The organism is Kitasatospora griseola, assembly GCF_044999035.1.
GTDB classification, from domain to species: domain Bacteria; phylum Actinomycetota; class Actinomycetes; order Streptomycetales; family Streptomycetaceae; genus Kitasatospora; species Kitasatospora griseola.
Map to the genome: position 1 here is coordinate 7,910,384 of NZ_CP173360.1, position 17,142 is coordinate 7,927,525.

Here is a 17,142-nt window from a genome sequence, read left to right on the forward strand (position 1 = left end):
CCCCGGTCCTCAGGACTCCGGTCCGCCGTTCTCCGGCTTCTCGCTCTGCGCCGTGCCCGAGGCGCCCTCGGGGCCCTGGTCGGGTTCGGCCGCTCCGTCGCCGATCCGGAAGATCCGCCGGTCGCGGAACTCGTCGATCAGGCTCTCCGGTGACGCGCCGTCACCGCTCCCGCGCTTCTTCGGGTCGTTCCGACCGCTCCGTGCCGCTGCCATCCTGCTGCTCCCTCCGTGTCACCGGCACCGGTGCCGGCGTCCGTCCTGTCTCCGGCGGCGCCAGCAGTTCCAGCACCTCGATCTCGCTGCCCTTGACGTACACCCCGGTGGTGCCGGGCACCCGGCCGAGGAACGTCCCGTCGCGATCCAGCCGCCACTGCGACTCCAGGTAGATGTCCTGCGGCTGCGGGAACGCGGACACCGCCGACCTCGATCCGAGCCAACCGCCCACCCACAGCCCGCCCTTGAGCCGGATCCGGACGAAACAGGGGTCGCGGTCGGCGAACAGGAAGTCCCAGGCCGTCGGCGTCGGCTCGTAGTGCGCCCGCTCGCGCCGCCGCCGCACGGACGCCGCCGCCCACGCCGCACCGGCCGGCACCACCACGACCAGCAGCAGCACCGCCAGCCCGGCCTGCCGCGGGTGCCGAAGCACCGCAGCGAGCGGCCCGCCGTCGCCCTCGCCCAGCAGCCGCACCACCCAGGGGCCCGCGACCACCGCGTACACCGCGTCCAACAGCCCGCTGATCGCGAGCGCCCGCAGCGCACGGTTCTGCGGCTCCTGCTCGGAGGCCTGCGGCCCGCGCAGCCGGTCCGAGACGGCCTGGTAGAAGATCCCGGGCAGCATCAGCGCCACCAGGATGGCCAACTGCTCGACCGTACTCGGAAGCACCGCGCCACCCCTCCCGACCTCTGCCGCAGCACCTCACCCTAGCCGAGTCCGCCGACAGCCCGCCCGCGGTTCAACCGAGTTGACGGTCCGTCATGATCGCTTCCGGCGGAGCGGCATGCCGCCGAGCGGGCTGTTGACCACCAGCGCCACCGACCCCTCGGCCAGCCACGCGTGCCCGGGGTGGTAATCGATGTGCCAGTGCCCGCCGTCGTCGGCGGACGCCATGTCCCGCAGCCCCTCCGCCAGCAGCTCCCGGCCGTCCGCATCACCGAGGACCACCGGCAGCCGTCGCCCGGCATCGACGCGGATCACCACCCCGGGACCGCCCGTCCCGATCACCTCGACCCCCGTCAACTCGCCTTCCTCGACGGTGAGATGCCCCTCCCCTGCGTCCAAGGCCACCGCCAGGGCGGTCAGTTCCTCGGCCGTCCCCTTGACGTCGACCTCGCCGTACCCGGAGTACCAGGACAGTTTCACGTCCCCGCTCCCCCGTCAGGCCAGGATCCCACGCGTGACGGCGCTGGTCAGCGGTGTGAGCCGGGCCGACAGCTTGTCGAAGTCGACGGTGCGGCCGTCGGACCACTGCGCCATGCCGACCAGCATGCCGTGGTCGGCGACCGCGAACCCCTGCACCCGCGGGCTGTCGGCCGGGAGTCGACGCAGTCCGGAGCCGTCGGGCGGGAGCTGGACGGCGACCTGGTACGACTCGACGTGCTCGGCCAGCACGTTCACCAGGCGGACACCGTCCATCGGGTCCTTCATGGTGAACAGCGCCAGGTTGTACTGGTTGCCGTCGGCGTCCTTGTACAGCGCCACGTCGACCCCGAGACAGCCGTGCCCCTGGATGATCAACCCGGCCAGGGACGGCCCCACGAGGTCGGAGCCCGTGCAGTCGGGATTCGCCGCCTTCGCCACCAGCGTGTACCCCTGCACCTTCTCCGGAAAGACCGTCAGCGGGATCGCGCCACTCGGCGCCCCGGCCGCCGCCTCTGCCGGTGCCGCCGACGCCGCCGACGCCGTCACGGACGGAGCGGGCGCGGCCGTGACGGCCGGCTCCCGGTCCGAGGGCCGCGTCAGGTACGCCACCCCGCCCACCGCCGCCAGCAGCACGGCGGCCGCCGGCAGTACCAGCCAACGCCCCGGCCGCCGCCGCGCCGCCGGCGGCTGTTGCTGCCGCCCGGCACGTTCGGCGGCACGTTCGGCGGCACTGGGTTCGTGCACGGCGTTGCTCTTCTCGAATTCCCTGACGAACTCTTCCCACAGGTCGTCACCGGGCTCTTTCGTGGTCACAGCCCCCCAGACCTTAGTGGTCTGCGTCGTAAGTCCTTCGAGGGTTGACTTCGAGACTGGGCATCGGCGTTCTCGTGGTGGGTGGCCGACATGTGGTACCGAGGGAGTTCTCGGGGGTGGTGGCACTGCAGGTGGGCGGGAGGGTGTCTGATCGGAGGCTGGCTCGCCTCGTCGCGGGTGCGCTCAGCGTGGGACTGCGGGGGTGTGGCATCGGCGGTCAGGCGTCGGGGCGTGCCTCGAGGAATGCGAGGGCGCGCACCACGAACGCGTCGTGGAACTGGAAGATCCCGCCGTGTCCGGCGTCCGGGTAGAGGGGGACGAGTTCGCCCCGGGGCAGTCGTGCGGCGAGGTCGAGGGTGTTCTCGCTCGGCACCATCCGGTCGCTCTCGCCGTTGGCCACCAGGACCGGCTGGTGGATGCGGGACATGTCGGCCGGCGCCTGCAGGCCCCATCGGTGGATGGCCTTGAGCTGGGAGAGATAGGAGATGGGGGAGATCGCCTTGTCCCGGTGTTGCGTTCGCTCCTTCAGCCGGGCCAGGAACTCCTTGCCGGCCCGGCGTCCGTTCGCGGTACGGGTGAAGAAGAGGTACTGCTTCGGATCTTGGAGGGTGAGCAGTGCTCGGAGAGTGTCGAGGTGGGAGATCCGGGTCACGTTCTTAATACCCTTGCCACCGGCGGGTCCTGTGCCCGCGAGGATCAGCCTGCGAACGAGTTGCGGTTCGTTCTGTGCGATCACCTGGGCGACCATCCCGCCCATCGAGAAGCCGAGGATGTCCACCTGGTCGAGCTCGAGTGCCCGGATGAAGGTGACGGCGTCGTCGGCCATTTTCTCGATGGTCTTGGGTGTCGAACCGGTGGACGCGCCGACGCCCCTGCTGTCGAACGTGATCACCCGGTGCCTGGCGGCGATGCCGTCGACGACACGGGGATCCCAGTTGTCGAGTACCGCGGCAAGATGGGTGAGGAAGATCACCGGGATGCCGGACCGGGGGCCGAGGTCGCGGTAGGCGAAGGTCACTTGGTCGGCGGTGACGGTGCGGGTCGGTGCGTCCCGGTAGGACATCACCGTGCCGCCGCTACCTTCATGTGTGTCGTTCATGGGTGTGCCCTTCGGTCTCGGATCTACCGCGGCCTCGCTCCGGCCGCTTCGTCCTCGCGGGTGTGCGCAGGACGGCTTCCCGGTCTTCCGACTGCGGGCGCGGGGCCGGCGGCCGGATGAGTGGGAGGGGCGCGCGGTGCACCTCTGGTCGATTCCTGTGGTGGCGGAGAGGGGGGATCCACTCGTCTGCCGAGGCCGGCCGGTCAGGTGGAGGCGGGGACCGGCCGGCAGACCTCACTCCATCGCGATGACGACTTTGCCGGCCTTCGCGCGGCCCTTCTCGGCGTACTCCATGGCGTCGCGGGTCCGGTCGAAGGGGAAGACCCGGTCGACGACGGGGTGGATCTGCCCGGCGTCGACGAGCCGGGTGAGTTCGCGCAGCTGGCCGCCGTCGGCCTTCATGAACAGGAACGAGTAGGTGACGCCGTGGCGCTTGGCACGGCGCCGGGTCCTGAAGCTCAGCGCGTTCATCGCCTGCCGCAGGAGCGGGTTTGCGCCGAGCTCGCGGGCGAAGTCCGCGTCGGGCGGCCCGGCGATGCTGATGACCTTCCCGCCAGGCTTAAGGACCCGCAGCGACTTCTCCAGGGTCTCGCCGCCGAGGGTGTCCAGGACGACGTCGTAGCCGTCCAGGAGCTGCTCGAAGTCCTGGGCGCGGTAGTCGATGACCACGTCCGCGCCGAGTTCCTTGACCAGGTCGGCGTTGGCCGCGCTCGCGGTGGTGGCCACATGTGCGCCCAGGTGCCTGGCCAGCTGGAGGGCGATGGTGCCCACTCCGCCGGAGCCCGCGTGGATCAGGACTTTCTGGCCCGGCCGGACGTGCGCCTTCTCTACCAGCGCCTGCCAGGAGGTGAGGGCGACCAGCGGGAGGGAGGCGGCCTGCACCATGGTGAGGACGGCGGGTTTGGGGGCCAGGTCGTCCTGGTGGACGGCGATGAGTTCGGCGAAGGTGCCGATGCGATCCTTGTCGGGCCGGGCGTAGACCTCGTCGCCCACCGCGAAGCGGGTGACCGACGAGCCGACCCGGACCACCACTCCGGCGAGGTCGTTGCCCAGGACGAGCGGAAGGCGGTACGGCAGGATCCTCTTGAAGGCGCCGTCGCGGATCTTGAAGTCCAGCGGGTTGACGCTCGCCGCGTGGATCTCGACCAGGACATCCTCGGGACCCGGCTGCGGATCGGGCAGCTCGGCGGCGTGCACCGCCGACTGGTCGCCGTACTTCTCGATCAGGTAGGTCTTCATCTCTCCGTCTCCGTGTCCCGTCCGTACCCGAACGCGATCTCCGCTCGCTTCCGGGCCTGCCCCGGTACAAGCCACTTTCTGCTAGTCACTGCTGGTTCACGGCGCCCCACGCCGATGCGGCGGAGTGCTTCTCACGCCGCGTTCGGCGACGTGGCCAGGCTCTGCTTGACGTACCGGGTGGTCTCGTCGGCGAGGACCTCGGGCAGGCCCGCCTCCACGGCGGACAGGGCCTGGGTGGCGACCTCGGCGGGGTTTGCCTTCTGGTCGGCGGGAACGCCGGCGGCCATGTCGGTGTCCATGTACCCGACGTGCAGCGCCGTCACCGTGATGCCGCGGGGCGCCAGTTCCTCTCGGACCGCGCCGGTCAGCGCCCATGCCGCCGCCTTCGCCGCAGCGTATGCGCCGAGGCCGGCCGGGTGCAGCCAGGACAGGACCGACAGCACGTTGAGCACGCCGCCGCCGCCGTTGGACTCGATGACCGGGGCGAAAGCCCGCGTCACGGCGAGAGGGCCGAAGAAGTTCACCTCCATTTCCAAGCGCACCGCGTCCGGGCTGCCCGCGATCAGCGGCGTTCCGGTGGAGATGCCCGCGTTGTTGACCAGCAGCGTCGCGTCGGCGGCGATGCGGGCCGCCGCCCGGATCGACTCCGCGTCGGTAACGTCCAGCCGCAGCGGGACGACGCCCGGAAGGTCCACCGTCTCGGGGCGGCGGGCCGCCGCGTACACCTTGGCCCCGCGCTCCACGAGCTGGGCGGCAAGATGCCGCCCGAGCCCCCGGTTGGCGCCAGTGACCACCGCGACCGCGTTCTTCAGTTCCATGAGCACTCCCGACGTAGTGGGCGGCAGCTGATCGCCACGATAGATTTCATCCAACATCTAAACTGGAGTCTAGAATAGATTCGACTCGACATCCAACTGAGAGGGTGACCGATGGGCCGCGTATCGCAGGCACAGGCACGGGACAACCGCCGACGGGTCGTGGAGACCGCCTCCCGGCTCTTTCGGGAACAGGGCACCCACGTCAGCGTCGCCGACCTCATGAAGGCCTCCGGCCTGACCCACGGCGGCTTCTACAAGCAGTTCACCTCCAAGGAGGCACTCGTCGACGAAGCCACCGCCCACGCCTTCGCCGAACTCGCCCGCCACCACAAGGACGGCCTCGACCAGTACGCCGGACAGCGCGACGCCGCCCAGCGGGCGCTGATCGACGCCTACCTCTCCACCGAGCACCGCGACAGCGCCGCGGACGGCTGCCCCGCCGCCGCACTCGCCGGCGACATGGCCCGCGACGGCGCAGACGGCGAGGCCCGCCGCGTCTACACCCAGGGAGTCGGCGACTTCGCCGACTGGCTCGCCACCGAGGACCAGGACGGCATCACCCGGCTCTGCACCATGCTCGGCGCACTCATCCTGTCCCGCGCCACCAAGGGCTCCCCACTCTCCGAGAAGATCCTCACCACCGCACGCGAGGCACTGACGGCCACCAACTGACCAAAGACGCGGTACAGGGCGGCACCGCGCAGGAAGGGCGCGTGCCGTCGACCTACCGTCATCCACTTCTCGCGATCGGCCTGCCTGCCTTGCCCGTTCCCTCGGCCTGCCCGATAACCCTGACCGCCTCCGAGCGGGAGCGGTTGAAGAAAATGGCCTACGGCCACAGGACCGAGCACCGGATCCGGCAGCGCGCCCACGTCGTGCTGCACGCGGCCCGGGGCCGGTCCAACGCCCGCATCGCCCGTGAGACCGGGCTGCACCTGGACACCGTCCGTACGTGGCGCGGCCGCTTCGCCGCATCTCGACTGCCCGCCCTCGGCGACCTCAAGCGGTCCGGCCGTCCCGCCTCCTTCACGCCGCTGCAGGCTGCCCAGGTCAAGGCCCTCGCCTGCCAGTTGCCCGCCGAGAGCGGCACACCGCTCGCACGCTGGTCGGCCCCGGAACTGGCGCGCAAGGCGGTCGCCCGGGCCATCGTCGGCACAATCTCCGCCTCCACCGTTCGGCGCTTTCTCAAGCAGGACGCGCTCAAGCCCTGGCAGTACCAGTCCTGGATCTTCATCACCGACCCCGCCTTCCGCCCCAAGGCCGAGCGCCTCCTTGACCTGTACGCCCGCACCTGGCAGGGCGAGGCGCTCAGTGCGGACGAGTACGTGATCAGTGCCGACGAGAAAACCTCAGTCCAGGCCCGCTGCCGCTGTCACCCCACCCTGGCCCCCGGGCAGGCCAGGACGATGCGGGTGAACCACACCTACGGCCGCGGCGGGGCCCTGGCCTATCTCGCCGCCTACGACGTCCACCACGCGAAGATCTTCGGCCGCTGCGAGCCAACCACTGGCATCTCCCCCTTCATGGCCCTGGTCAACCAGGTCATGAGCCAGGAGCCGTACGCTAGCGCGAAGCGCGTGTTCTGGGTCGTGGACAACGGCTCCTCCCACCGCGGCCGAAAAGCCGCCGACCGGCTGGCATCGGCCCACCCGACCGCCGTGCTCGTCCACACCCCCGTCCACGCCTCCTGGTTGAACCAGGTAGAGATCTTCTTCTCCGTCGTCCAACGCAAGGTCGTCTCACCCAGCGACTTCACCGACCTGAAGCAGGTCTCGGACCGGCTCCGAGCATTCGAAGACCGCTACAACGCCACGGCACAGCCGTTCCAGTGGAAGTTCACCACCTCCGACCTGAACGATTTACTGGCCAGGCTCGACCGACATGCCGCCGATCACCCAGAAGAATCCTCCACAGCCCTCACAACCTGACCAACCCCGAAGGAATTGCGACGCCGACCACTTAGTGATCACCACCGTCATTGGGAAGTCGGTTCCCCCACCGCCGGACCGCTCCTCCATTGACGCGTATCCGCCAGGCCCGGAACGGGACTTGAGCACCGGATCCGGCATTCGGGAATCCGCGCCGGCCCGAATCGCGGAACACCGTCACGCGGCCGTCCGGCACAGCTGCGCGAACGAACTCATCGGCGCCCGCCAGTCCGCCACGTCCACCGGCTCGATCCGCCATCGCAGTACCGTCCCGCCCGTCCCGTCGGGTTCGAGGGTCACCGGGTGGACCCGGCCGAGTTCCCGTTCGCCGTGATGGGTCATCGAGTGGTCGGCCGGGTCCCAGTCGATGCCGAGCATCCGGCAGCCGGCGACCTCGATCGCGCCGGCCAGCAGGGGGTGGTTCGCCGCGGCGCGCTGGAAGAGGTGGCAGTCGGTGTGCTTGTCGACCGTGACCGCGACGCCCTTTCGGCGCAGGCCGCCCCGCCATGTCCCGATCTCGGCCGCGAGCGCCTCGGCCTCGGCCGCCGGAAGGTCGGGCCGGCCCCAGGGGGCGCCCTCGTACGGCGCCGTCCGCTGTCCGCCGAACTGTGCGTGGGCGTCGTCCGCGTGGATCCCCCAGTAGCTGACATCGGCGAGACCGTCGGCCGGTTCGCCCGCCGGTCCGATCCAGGCGTCGAGCGCGACGCCGTCGCCGACGACCGTGCCGCACCGGTCGACCGGGAGTTCGCCGAGCGGGACCGGGGCGTCGCCCTCCCCCGTCCACGGCACGCCGAGGTCGACCTCCAGCAGCGAGATCACCGGTTCCTCGGTGTACCAGGACAGCGCCGTCCGGGCCCGAACCCGCAACTCCCCACCCCCCGCGGCCCGGACGGCCGCCGCCTCGCACTCGCCGTCCCACAGGTGCCCGCCCCCGGCGGCCGCCGCCGCCCCGGCGCGTTCGGACAGTGGCGCGCCGAGCTCCGGCCACCGGTCGATCACGACGCCATGCCGAGCACGAGCACCCCGGACGGCACCGTGACGAACCCCAGGTCAACGCATTCCTCACTCACGCGCCCCATTGTCCCGGCAGCCGCCCTGACACCCTCCCCCAGAGCCGGCCCGCACGGCGGGGACCGCACGGACCGACCGGGTGCGGCGGGTCAGCAGCTCGGCCACTGGGCCCGCCGCTGCCGACCAGCGGCGACCCGATCCATGCCCTCTCGTTCGCCCTTGATGACACCGCCCTGTACGCGAGCGGCCAGCACATCCCGTTCCAGCGCTTCGACATCGGCCCCGCCACGGCAGCCGTCCAGGTCTGCGCCCGTGCCGGCGGCGGTCTCACCGCCGAGCAGTGGCGCCGCTTCCTGCCCGGCATCCCCTATCGGAAGACCTGCCCCTGACCTTGCCGCGCATCTCATCGGCTAGTCTGCACGGCCATGGGTGAGCTGATAGTGATCAGGCACGGCCAGACCGAGTGGAGCCTGTCGGGGCGTCATGCCGGCCGCACCGACGTCCCGTTGACGGCGGTCGGCGAGGCGTCGGCGCGGGCGCTCGCGCCACGACTCGCCGCCCGCGGGTTGGTCGCCGTCGTCAGCAGCCCGCTGAGTCGCGCCGTTCGGACGGCCGAGCTGGCGGGTCTGACGGGCGTCGTCCTCGACCCCGACCTCCTCGAATGGGACTACGGCGGCTACGAGGGCCTGACGGCGGATCAGATCGAGCGGACCCGGCCGGGCTGGGACCTGTGGCGGGACGGTGTCGTCCCCGGCGACGCGCCGTACCCGGGCGAGCAGCTCCAGCAGGTGGCCGACCGCACGGACGCGGCGCTGGAGCGGATCCGTCCGCTGCTGGCCGAGGGCGACGTCGCCGTCGTCGCACACGGCCACCTGGCCCGCATTCTCACCGTCCGCTGGCTCGGCCTCGACCCGTCCGCCGCCGGCCTCCTCGGCCACCCCGACCCCGGCACTCTCGCCGTCCTGGCGGTCGAACACGGCCGCCCGGTCCTCTCCGCCTGGAACGTCCCGTAGAAATCGATGGCCGCGCGGGCGGGTCGGCGGCACCATCGTGGACGTGCCCACACTGTTCCTGATGGTCGGCCTCCCGGGGGCCGGCAAGACCACCATGGCCCGTCAACTCGCCGAGCAGCAGCGCGCGTTGCGGCTGACACCGGACGAATGGCTGCTCCCGCTGTTCGACCGGGCCGAGCCGGGCGACAGGCGCGACGTCCTGGAGGGGCGGATGCTCCGGCTCGCGCTGGACGCGGTCCGGGTCGGCGCCGATGTGGTGGTGGACTTCGGCTGCTGGTCGCGGAACGAGCGGTCCGCGATCCGCTGGCTGGTGGCGGCCGAAGGCGCGCAGTGCCGTCTCGTGCACCTGCCGGTGGACGCCGCCACCCAGCGCGCCCGGATCGCCCACCGCTGGGCGACCCGCCCCGACCGGACCTACCCGATGACCGAGGCCCAAGTCCGCGACGGCCGCGACCGGTTCGAGGAACCGGACCTCGCCGAACTCTCCGACGGGCCCGTCCCCGCGGTGCCCCCGGGCCACTCCGACTGGCGCGCCTGGGCCGCCGACCGCTGGCCGTCGTTCACCTGACAGTGCCGCCGGTCAGGTGCCGGTCGGCGTCCGGGGCCAGTTGCGCAGCATCGCTGCGATGATCCGGGGCCGGGCCAGTCCGGCCGGGGAGCCGGTGAGGCTGACGGCGTTCCAGACGGCGGTCGCGACCTCGGCGTCGGTGGCTGCGGCCCGCATCGTGGCCCGGAAGGATTTGGCCAGCAGGGCGGCGAGGGCTGGGCGGGTGCCCGGGACCTGGGGCATGGACCTGTCGGCCAGGGCGGCGAACAGCCAGGAGAGTTGCAGGGACTTCGCGGCGGACCGGTAGAAGCGCCGGGGGAGATCACGGGTGCCGCCGGCGAGGCATCCGCGCAGCGCGGCGGCTTCGAGCGCGGCGACGGTCATGCCGGCGCCGTAGATCGGGTTGAGGCTGCAGATCGCGTCGCCGATGGAGATCAGGCCGTCGGGCAGGCGGCGGAGCCGGTGGAAGTCCCGGCGCAGCGAGTGGGGGTAGGCGAACGAGGCGACGTCGGTGACCGGCTCGGCGTGCCGGAGGGCCTCCCACGCGGCTTCGGTCGCCAACTCCTGGGCGAAGCGCAGGAATTCGTCCGGCGCGGTCGGCGGGTGGTCCTGGCTGCCGAATCCGTACAGGGAGAGCACCCAGATGTCGTTCTCCTGCGCGGTGAGGACCAGGCCGCGCGGACGGGCGGGGGTCGCGCCGACGAGCAGCGCCTTGCCCTGGCCGATCGCGCCCGGAGGGAGGCGGTAGCGGCGGCTCGCGTACGCCACGTCGACGCGCATCCGCTGTTCAACGGGCTTGTCGTAGCCCAGGGTTCTCAGCCAGGTCGCGCCCCGGCCGGCCCGGCCCATGGCGTCCACGACGAGGTCGGCGTCGAGGTCCTCGGCGGTGTCGGGCGCGCCCGGCCGCGCCACCCGGGCGCCCGTCACCCGGGTGCGGTCGGGCGTGGTGAGCGGGGCGATCGCCTCCCGGCCGTCCAGCAGGGTGACGTTGGATGCCGCGCAGACCTTGGCCCGCAGGCGGTCCTCCAGGAAGGGCCGGCTGGTCTGGAGCACCGTGCCCACCGGCACGTTGCACAGCAGGGAGCCGAAGAACACGATGTCGACCTCGCTCAGTGCGGTGGCGAGGGTGGCGCCGTCGGCGGCGAGTTCGTCGGCGAAGCCCGGGAAGAACTCCTCCAGGACGGTCGCGCCGCGGACCGTCAGCGAGTGCACGTGCGCCCCCTGCGGAGCGCCGCGCCGGGTGGTGCCGTCGCCCGTGAGGGTGTCGCGTTCGACGAGGGTGACCCGGTCGAAGGCCTCGGCGAGGGCGCGGGCGGCGCACAGGCCGCTGATGCCGGCGCCCAGCACCAGGGCGTGGCCGGTGCCGGTCTCCGTACCGCGACGTGCCAGGTTCACCGTGGGATCCGATCCGTGAGGAGGTCGCAGGGGCCCCGTGCCCGCCACACGGCCCCCTCACACCTGGCGACCGATGATGTGCGCCCGGTGATCGAATTCCGCCCCACTCGGCGCATCTCTGAACCACTTCCTTGACATTGCCATGCCGAGGACGTGTTCGTACCATCAGGCCTACCGGCGTCGATCCGCCGTCAACGAGCGCTAGCAGGAAGCGGGTTCGTCCATGACTGCTGCACCGCCCACCCTCCGTCGGCCCTTCGTCGGCCTCGCACTCCTCGCGGCCGCCGCGCTGTTCGGCGCCGCCCCGAGCGCCACCCCGGCCGCCGCACAGCAGGCCGCCACCCGACAGGCCGCCGCGCAGCAGGCCCCCGTCCGGCCCGCGGCGGCCGCGCAGAGCTGGGGCGACGACTTCGACGGCCCGGCGGGGGCGGCCGTCGATCCCGCCAAGTGGACGGTGGAGACCGGCGGTTCGGGCAACGGCAACCACGAGCTCCAGTACTACACGGCGGGCGCGGCGAACGCCGCGCTGGACGGGCAGGGGCACCTGGTGATCACCGCCCGGCGGAACACCGATGCGGGGCTGGGCTGTTGGTACGGGACCTGCCAGTACACCTCGGCGCGGCTGAACACCGCCCGCACCTTCGCGCAGGCGTACGGGCACTTCGAGTCGCGGATCAAGATCCCGCGCGGGCAGGGGATCTGGCCGGCGTTCTGGATGCTCGGCAACGACATCGGCACGGTGAACTGGCCGAACAGCGGCGAGATCGACGTGATGGAGAACATCGGGCGGGAGCCGGGCACGGTGCACGGCACCATTCACGGGCCGGGATACTCGGGCGCGGGCGGCATCGGCGCGCCGTACTCGCTGCCGGCCGGGCAGGCGTTCGCGGACGACTTCCACGTCTTCGCCGTCGACTGGAGCCCGTCCGCCCTCACCTGGTCGGTGGACGGCCGCGCCTACCAGACCCGCACCCCGGCCGACCTGGGCGGCAACCGCTGGGTGTTCGACCACCCGTTCTTCGTGATCCTCAACCTGGCCGTCGGCGGCGACTGGCCCGGCAGCCCCGACGGGTCGTCGACGTTCCCGCAGACCATGGTGGTCGACTACGTCCACGCCACCACGTCGGGCACCGGCCCGCTGCCGTACACCGGCCGGATCACCGGCCCGGGCGGCATGTGCGTGGACGTGGCGGGGGCCTCCAACGCCGACCGCACCCCGATCCAGTTGCACAACTGCACCGGCAACGCCGCCCAGCAGTGGACGGTCGGCCTCGACGGCACCGTCCGCGCGCTCGGCAAGTGCCTGGACGTGGACGCGGCCTCGCACAGCGACGGCGCGGTGATCCAGCTGTACACCTGCAACGGCACCGGCGCCCAGCAGTGGTCGTACGGCGCCGGCCACGACCTGGTGAACACCGGCTCCGGCAAGTGCCTGGACTCCCCGAACGGCTCCTCCGCCGACGGCACCCGGCTCCAGCTGTGGACCTGCAACGGCACGCCCGCCCAGCGGTGGACCCTGGGCTGACGCGCCGTCAGTCGGTGACCGGCCCGAGCAGGGTGACCGTGACGGTGAGCCGGCCGGTGGTGTTGATCTTCGCGTTGTCGAAGGTCTGATCGGTGACGGAGAGCTGCACCAGCTGTCGGCTGTCCCAGGCTGCGGCGCTCCGCCCCCAACCGGTCGGTGAGCCGGCCGAAGAACAGCGCCCCGCAGCAGGCGCCGGCCACGTACAGCGCGGCGGTGCTGATCGCGATGCCGCTGCCGGGCTCGGCGAGCCGGGCGGCCAGGTTGCCGACGACGGTGACTTCCAGGCCGTCCAGGATCCAGACGGTGCCGAGGCCGATCAGGATCCGCCAGTGCCAGGGCGACCACGGCAGCCGGTCGAGTCTGCCGGGGACGGCGGTCTCCACGGCCACGGCCGACTGGCGTTGCAGTGCGGACATCTCGGCCTCCGTCGAACGCTCCCCCGCGCCCGGCCGTTCCGGACGCACCGTCAGCGCGGGTGCCCGGTACGGGAAGTGCCGCACGCCTGGCCGTCGGCCGATCAGCTCAACGCGGAGCGGACGAGCGCGGCGGAAAGGCGGGCCAGGTCGTCACCGGGGACGAGGGCGGCGAGCGCGTCGGGGCTGTGGGGCAGGCCGAGTCCGGCGGCGGCGGTCAGCGCGCGGCGGTCGAAGAACGGGCGCAGTTCGGGCCATACCAGCTGCGCCTCGCGGCGGAAGACGTCCGCGCCGACCGGGCCGATCCGGGGCACTTCGCGGAGCAGCCGACCGATCGCGGCCGGGTCGCGGCCGGCCTCCTCGCGCAGCCGCCGCAGGTCGCCGCGCCAGCGCCGCCGGACGAGTTCGGCGCCCTCGCCGAGCGCGGTGGCGGTGCTCTCGTCGTAGCGGACGTAGTGGGCGCGGCCGAGCAGGTCCACCCGGTGCTGCCAGGTGGAGTCGGCCATCGCGCGCGGGGTGCGCAGCTCGGCGGCGAACAGTTCGCGGGCGGCGGCGACGGCGGTGTCGGCACGGATCCGGATCGCGCACAGCTGGGTGAGGACCAGCAGTCGGTACAGCGGCGCGGGGGTGTCGCGCAGCCGGATGCCGGCCTGTTCGGCGTAGGTGGTGCCGTGGCGGTCGAGCAGGTCGGCGACGGCGGTCACGGGTCGAGGGGCGGCCGGGCCTCCAGGTGGTCGCCGAGGATGCGGGTGTCGAAGCGGGGCTGCGGGGCGGTGGCGGGGCCCTGCACGGGGTGGCCGTCGCTGAGCCGGAACCGGGACCGGTGCACGGGGCACTGCACGCAGCCGTCGATCAGTTCGCCCGCGGCGAGCGAGCCGGCCATGTGGGTGCAGCGGTCGGCGAGGACGGTCCAGCTGTCGTCGGAGCCGTGCACCACGACCACGGCGACCTCGCCGAGCCGGCGGCGCACCGGGACCCCGGCGGGGAAGTCGTCGGTCTCGCCGAGCGGGTGCCAGTCGGGCGGCGCGAGCCGGAACTCGGCCTCGGCGTGGGCGGCGCCGGCGGCCTGCCGGAAGGCCAGGTGTCCGCCGAGCGCGGCGGTGAGGCCGATGGCGGTGGTGCCGCTCAGTCCGAGCAGCCGACCGCGCAGCGGGTGGCCGTGGCGGCGGGCGCGCAGCGAGCACAGGTGCAGCAGGGCGCCGGTGACGGCGCTCGCGGCGTGCACCAGTCCGGTGCGGCGCTGGGCGGGCGGCAGCCGGGACCAGTCGACCCAGCCGGACCACAGCACGGGCGGCAGGCTGATCAGCCCGGCGGCGGTCAGTCGGCGGGCGGCCCGGTCGTCACCGCCGGTGACGTCGAGCAGTCCGGCGGCCAGCCAGCAGCCGATCGGGGTCTGGACGAGCGCCGGGTGCAGCGGGTGGCCGAGCGGGACGCCGTGCAGGACGTCGCGGGCACGGCCGAGCGGCAGGGCCTGGATGAAGTCGGCGAGGCGCTCGGCGACCGGGTCGAGGAACGTCCAGTGCCCGGGGACGTCCAGCCAGTCGGCGGGGCCTGAGTGCAGTTGTTCCATGTGGGGGCGGCTGTCCGTTGCGGCCTGCCTCAAACCCGGGGGCGGGGCCTCAGTCGACGCCGCGCTCCTCGACGAAGGACTTGAACCGTTCCAGGTCGCCGCGCACCCGCCGGTCGATCACGCCCATGGTGTCGGCGGCGTGGTGGGCCACTCCCTGCGGGTCGTAGTCCATCGCGAGGCGCACCTCGCAGCGATCGTCGTCGAGCCGGGCGAAACTGACCACGCCCTTCTGCCGGACGTCGCCGCCGACGGCCTGCCAGGCGATCCGCTGCTCGGGCTGCCGGTCGACGATCTCGGCGTCGAACTCGCGCGGGACGCCGGAGAAGCTGGTGCGCCAGTGGCTGTGCCGCTCGTCGATCCTGGTCACCTGTTCGACGCCGTCCATGAAGCGGGGGAAGTCCTCTACCTGCGTCCACTGGTCGTACGCGGTGCTCAGCGGGACGTCCACCTCGACGGTCTCCTGGATCATGCTCATGGGCTCTCTCCTCCGTCTCTCGTCGCATCGCCCCCGGCCGGGCGTCTGACCGGTTCGGGGTGGGTCAAACCCGTACGGTCCGCCGGCGGGCGGAGCGTCTCCAGCCACACCCGTTTGCCGCCGCCGGGAACGGGCTCGCTGCCCCAGACCGCGGCGAGCCGGTCGACCACCCGCAGCCCGTGGCCGCCGGGCCGGGCGGGGGCGCACCGTGCGCGCAGCACCGGCATCCGGTCGTCGCCGTCACACACCGCGACCCGCAACAGCGGTCCGCACCTGGTCAGTTCCAGCGCGTACGGGCCGACCGCGTGCTGGCAGGCGTTGGTGACGAGTTCGCCGGTCATCAGCAGGACGTCCTCGGCGGCGGCCTTCCCGTCGGCGTCCCGCGCGGGCAGCCAGCCCCACGCCAGCAGGGCCCGGCGGGTGAACTCGCGGCTGCGGGCGACTGCCCCGGACGCCGCGTCCAGCGGCAGGCGGCGGCGCTCGGTGCGGCCCGCCACGGGCCGGTCCCGCCCTCGCTGCCCGCCCGGCCCTTTCGCACCGACGGCAGGTCGCGGGTCCACGGTACGAACACCTCCTGCCGACCGATGCGGCTCTCCGCCCGAGGGCGGCTCGGTCCGCGCGGCTACCCGGTCCGGCGAGGCTCAATCACTCGCGGTGTCCGTCAGGACCCCCGTCCCGCCCTCGATCTGTTCGCGCAGCCCGGTCAGGGTGGCGGCGAGGATCCGCGAGACGTGCATCTGCGAGACGCCGATCTCGTGGGCGATCTCGCTCTGGGTGAGTCCGCCCCAGAACCGCAGCAGCAGCACGGTGCGCTCCCGCTCGGGCAGCCTGCTGAGGAACGGCCGTGCGGCGACGCGCAGTTCGGCGAGTTCGAGTTCCGGGTCGCAGCAGCCGAGCCGGTTGATCAGGGCGCTGCCGGTGTCGTCGGAGTCGTCGTCGCGCAGCGAGTCCAGCGAGTCGCAGCGGCACAGCCGTCCGGCGTCCAGCCCCTCGGCCGCCTCGGCCTCGGTGACGTGCAGCTCCTCGGCGAGTTCGGCGGTGTCGGGCAGCCGACCGAGATCCTGTTCGAGCCGGTCGGAGGCGCGGGCGGCGGCCAGGTAGCGCTCCTGCACGCTGCGCGGGACCCGCAGCGGCCACGAGGTGTCCCGGAAGAACCGCTTGATCTCGCCGGAGATGGTCGGGATCGCGTAGGTGACGAACTCGACGCCGCGGTCCGGGTCGAACCCGTCGACGGCCTTGATCAGGCCGATCGTGCCGACCTGCAGGATGTCGTCGAGCTCCTCGGGGCGGTGCCGGAACCGGGCGGCGACGAACCGCACCAGCGGCATGTTGAGTTCGATCACGGTGCCGCGCACATAGCTGTACTTCGGTTCCTCGCGCGGCAGTTCGGCCAGCCGCCGGAACAGCGCGTCGCTGAGCCCCCGGGCCTCGAACTTGCCCATGGCGCGCATCTCGCGCCGGGTCGGCCGGTGCATCGGGTCGATGTCGCGCACCGGGTCGGCGCCCGGGCCGGTGGCGGCGCGGCCGCTCGTGGCGCGGCGCTGGTGACGGTCGTCGTGCGGCCGGGCGGCGGCGCGGCGGTGCGCCGACGGCTGGCGGCTGATCATGGTGGTCACGGGGAGTCATCTCCCGGGGACGGCGAGGGACCCGCTGCGCCGCCCCGGCGGGCGGCCCGCCGCGCGTCGAACGGCCGGCGAGCATGCGGGTCGGGCACACCGGGCGGTGCGCTCGGTGCGACGCCCCACTCGTACCCGATCGACTGCCGTTGAACCGGATTGAGCCCGATTCGTCCGGATCGATCCGGGTATGCGCGACGTGACCCGCCCGGCGACGGAAGGAGAGCGATCATGCCCGCCGGATCGAGCCCCCAGCGGGAGCGCCAGCCCGAGCACGAGGCTCGGCGGCGCGACGTCGAGGGCCGTTCGAAGATGAACAA

19 protein-coding genes and 1 pseudogene are annotated in these 17,142 nt (G+C 72.5%); 5 read left to right on the forward strand and 15 right to left on the reverse strand.

Annotated elements, in window-relative coordinates:
• Positions 1-9: 9 nt before the first annotated feature.
• The 7 genes from ACI1MP_RS35210 to ACI1MP_RS35240 form a co-directional block, all read right to left on the reverse strand.
• A complete protein-coding gene (locus ACI1MP_RS35210) occupies positions 10-213 on the reverse strand; it encodes a hypothetical protein (RefSeq protein WP_380333252.1) in 204 nt (67 codons plus the stop codon).
• The gene (locus ACI1MP_RS35215) at positions 161-883 is read right to left on the reverse strand and encodes a DUF6338 family protein (protein ID WP_404870495.1); all 723 of its coding nucleotides are present in this window, start codon (positions 881-883) and stop codon (positions 161-163) included. The genes ACI1MP_RS35210 and ACI1MP_RS35215 overlap by 53 nt, the downstream gene beginning before the upstream one ends.
• A 90-nt stretch (positions 884-973) precedes the next feature.
• On the reverse strand, positions 974-1,360 hold the full coding sequence (locus ACI1MP_RS35220; RefSeq protein WP_380333250.1) for a hypothetical protein: 387 nt from the start codon (positions 1,358-1,360) through the stop codon (positions 974-976).
• A 15-nt stretch (positions 1,361-1,375) separates the two neighbouring features.
• Positions 1,376-2,173, reverse strand: coding sequence for a hypothetical protein (locus ACI1MP_RS35225; RefSeq protein ID WP_404870496.1), 798 nt, complete (start codon positions 2,171-2,173; stop codon positions 1,376-1,378).
• 217 nt (positions 2,174-2,390) lie between these two features.
• Positions 2,391-3,272, reverse strand: coding sequence for an alpha/beta fold hydrolase (locus ACI1MP_RS35230; RefSeq protein WP_380333248.1), 882 nt, complete (start codon positions 3,270-3,272; stop codon positions 2,391-2,393).
• A gap of 234 nt (positions 3,273-3,506) precedes the next feature.
• Complete coding sequence (locus ACI1MP_RS35235) at positions 3,507-4,511, reverse strand: NADP-dependent oxidoreductase (protein ID WP_189278693.1); 1,005 nt, start codon at positions 4,509-4,511, stop codon at positions 3,507-3,509.
• A gap of 131 nt (positions 4,512-4,642) precedes the next feature.
• On the reverse strand, positions 4,643-5,329 hold the full coding sequence (locus tag ACI1MP_RS35240; protein ID WP_033824401.1) for an SDR family oxidoreductase: 687 nt from the start codon (positions 5,327-5,329) through the stop codon (positions 4,643-4,645).
• Positions 5,330-5,440: 111 nt separating this feature from the next.
• Between ACI1MP_RS35240 and ACI1MP_RS35245 the strand changes: the two genes are divergently transcribed.
• Both ACI1MP_RS35245 and ACI1MP_RS35250 read left to right on the forward strand, forming a co-directional pair.
• Entirely contained in the window at positions 5,441-6,001 is a 561-nt protein-coding gene (locus tag ACI1MP_RS35245) for a TetR/AcrR family transcriptional regulator (RefSeq protein WP_033824400.1), read from the forward strand.
• A 41-nt stretch (positions 6,002-6,042) separates the two neighbouring features.
• Positions 6,043-7,257, forward strand: coding sequence for an IS630 family transposase (locus tag ACI1MP_RS35250; protein WP_404870497.1), 1,215 nt, complete (start codon positions 6,043-6,045; stop codon positions 7,255-7,257).
• 177 nt (positions 7,258-7,434) lie between these two features.
• Here ACI1MP_RS35250 and ACI1MP_RS35255 read toward each other — a convergent pair whose 3' ends face one another.
• Positions 7,435-8,256, reverse strand: coding sequence for a hypothetical protein (locus ACI1MP_RS35255; RefSeq protein ID WP_380333247.1), 822 nt, complete (start codon positions 8,254-8,256; stop codon positions 7,435-7,437).
• Between the two features lie 437 nt (positions 8,257-8,693).
• On the opposite strand from ACI1MP_RS35255, the gene ACI1MP_RS35260 reads away from it, so the two are divergent.
• On the forward strand, positions 8,694-9,281 hold the full coding sequence (locus ACI1MP_RS35260) for a histidine phosphatase family protein (protein WP_380333246.1): 588 nt from the start codon (positions 8,694-8,696) through the stop codon (positions 9,279-9,281).
• Between the two features lie 43 nt (positions 9,282-9,324).
• Positions 9,325-9,849, forward strand: coding sequence for an AAA family ATPase (locus tag ACI1MP_RS35265; protein ID WP_404870498.1), 525 nt, complete (start codon positions 9,325-9,327; stop codon positions 9,847-9,849).
• Positions 9,850-9,861: 12 nt separating this feature from the next.
• On the opposite strand, the gene ACI1MP_RS35270 is transcribed toward ACI1MP_RS35265, so the two are convergent.
• A complete protein-coding gene (locus ACI1MP_RS35270; protein WP_404870499.1) occupies positions 9,862-11,223 on the reverse strand; it encodes an FAD-dependent oxidoreductase in 1,362 nt (453 codons plus the stop codon).
• Positions 11,224-11,446: 223 nt separating this feature from the next.
• On the opposite strand from ACI1MP_RS35270, the gene ACI1MP_RS35275 reads away from it, so the two are divergent.
• On the forward strand, positions 11,447-12,748 hold the full coding sequence (locus ACI1MP_RS35275; RefSeq protein ID WP_404870500.1) for a ricin-type beta-trefoil lectin domain protein: 1,302 nt from the start codon (positions 11,447-11,449) through the stop codon (positions 12,746-12,748).
• Between the two features lie 134 nt (positions 12,749-12,882).
• On the opposite strand, the pseudogene ACI1MP_RS35280 reads toward ACI1MP_RS35275, so the two are convergent.
• From ACI1MP_RS35280 to ACI1MP_RS35305, 6 genes and pseudogenes are all read right to left on the reverse strand, one after another.
• Positions 12,883-13,164: pseudogene (locus tag ACI1MP_RS35280) on the reverse strand (MFS transporter); the annotation flags it as partial.
• A gap of 101 nt (positions 13,165-13,265) precedes the next feature.
• Positions 13,266-13,865: an endonuclease gene (locus ACI1MP_RS35285; protein ID WP_380333242.1), complete on the reverse strand. Its 600-nt coding sequence runs from the start codon at positions 13,863-13,865 to the stop codon at positions 13,266-13,268.
• Positions 13,862-14,731 (reverse strand): Rieske 2Fe-2S domain-containing protein, encoded by an 870-nt coding sequence (locus ACI1MP_RS35290; protein ID WP_380333241.1) that lies wholly within the window; start codon positions 14,729-14,731, stop codon positions 13,862-13,864. Before ACI1MP_RS35290 ends, ACI1MP_RS35285 begins: the two co-directional genes overlap by 4 nt.
• Positions 14,732-14,780: 49 nt before the next feature.
• Positions 14,781-15,206 (reverse strand): SRPBCC family protein, encoded by a 426-nt coding sequence (locus ACI1MP_RS35295; protein WP_380333240.1) that lies wholly within the window; start codon positions 15,204-15,206, stop codon positions 14,781-14,783.
• Positions 15,203-15,703, reverse strand: coding sequence for an ATP-binding protein (locus ACI1MP_RS35300; RefSeq protein ID WP_404870501.1), 501 nt, complete (start codon positions 15,701-15,703; stop codon positions 15,203-15,205). The genes ACI1MP_RS35295 and ACI1MP_RS35300 overlap by 4 nt, the downstream gene beginning before the upstream one ends.
• Positions 15,704-15,847: 144 nt before the next feature.
• Positions 15,848-16,813, reverse strand: a complete 966-nt coding sequence (locus ACI1MP_RS35305; protein ID WP_404870877.1) for a SigB/SigF/SigG family RNA polymerase sigma factor — start codon at positions 16,811-16,813, stop codon at positions 15,848-15,850.
• Positions 16,814-17,142: the final 329 nt, after the last annotated feature.

Bases quoted from the DNA above. Each gene is read 5' to 3' on its own strand.
- ACI1MP_RS35260 (WP_380333246.1), top strand. From the start codon at position 8,694: ATGGGTGAGCTGATAGTGATCAGGCACGGCCAGACCGAGTGGAGCCTG.
- ACI1MP_RS35245 (WP_033824400.1), top strand. From the start codon at position 5,441: ATGGGCCGCGTATCGCAGGCACAGGCACGGGACAACCGCCGACGGGTC.
- ACI1MP_RS35210 (WP_380333252.1), bottom strand. From the start codon at position 213: ATGGCAGCGGCACGGAGCGGTCGGAACGACCCGAAGAAGCGCGGGAGC.
- ACI1MP_RS35240 (WP_033824401.1), bottom strand. From the start codon at position 5,329: ATGGAACTGAAGAACGCGGTCGCGGTGGTCACTGGCGCCAACCGGGGG.
- ACI1MP_RS35230 (WP_380333248.1), bottom strand. From the start codon at position 3,272: ATGAACGACACACATGAAGGTAGCGGCGGCACGGTGATGTCCTACCGG.
- ACI1MP_RS35295 (WP_380333240.1), bottom strand. From the start codon at position 15,206: ATGAGCATGATCCAGGAGACCGTCGAGGTGGACGTCCCGCTGAGCACC.
- ACI1MP_RS35275 (WP_404870500.1), top strand. From the start codon at position 11,447: ATGACTGCTGCACCGCCCACCCTCCGTCGGCCCTTCGTCGGCCTCGCA.
- ACI1MP_RS35305 (WP_404870877.1), bottom strand. From the start codon at position 16,813: ATGATCAGCCGCCAGCCGTCGGCGCACCGCCGCGCCGCCGCCCGGCCG.
- ACI1MP_RS35290 (WP_380333241.1), bottom strand. From the start codon at position 14,731: ATGGAACAACTGCACTCAGGCCCCGCCGACTGGCTGGACGTCCCCGGG.
- ACI1MP_RS35235 (WP_189278693.1), bottom strand. From the start codon at position 4,511: ATGAAGACCTACCTGATCGAGAAGTACGGCGACCAGTCGGCGGTGCAC.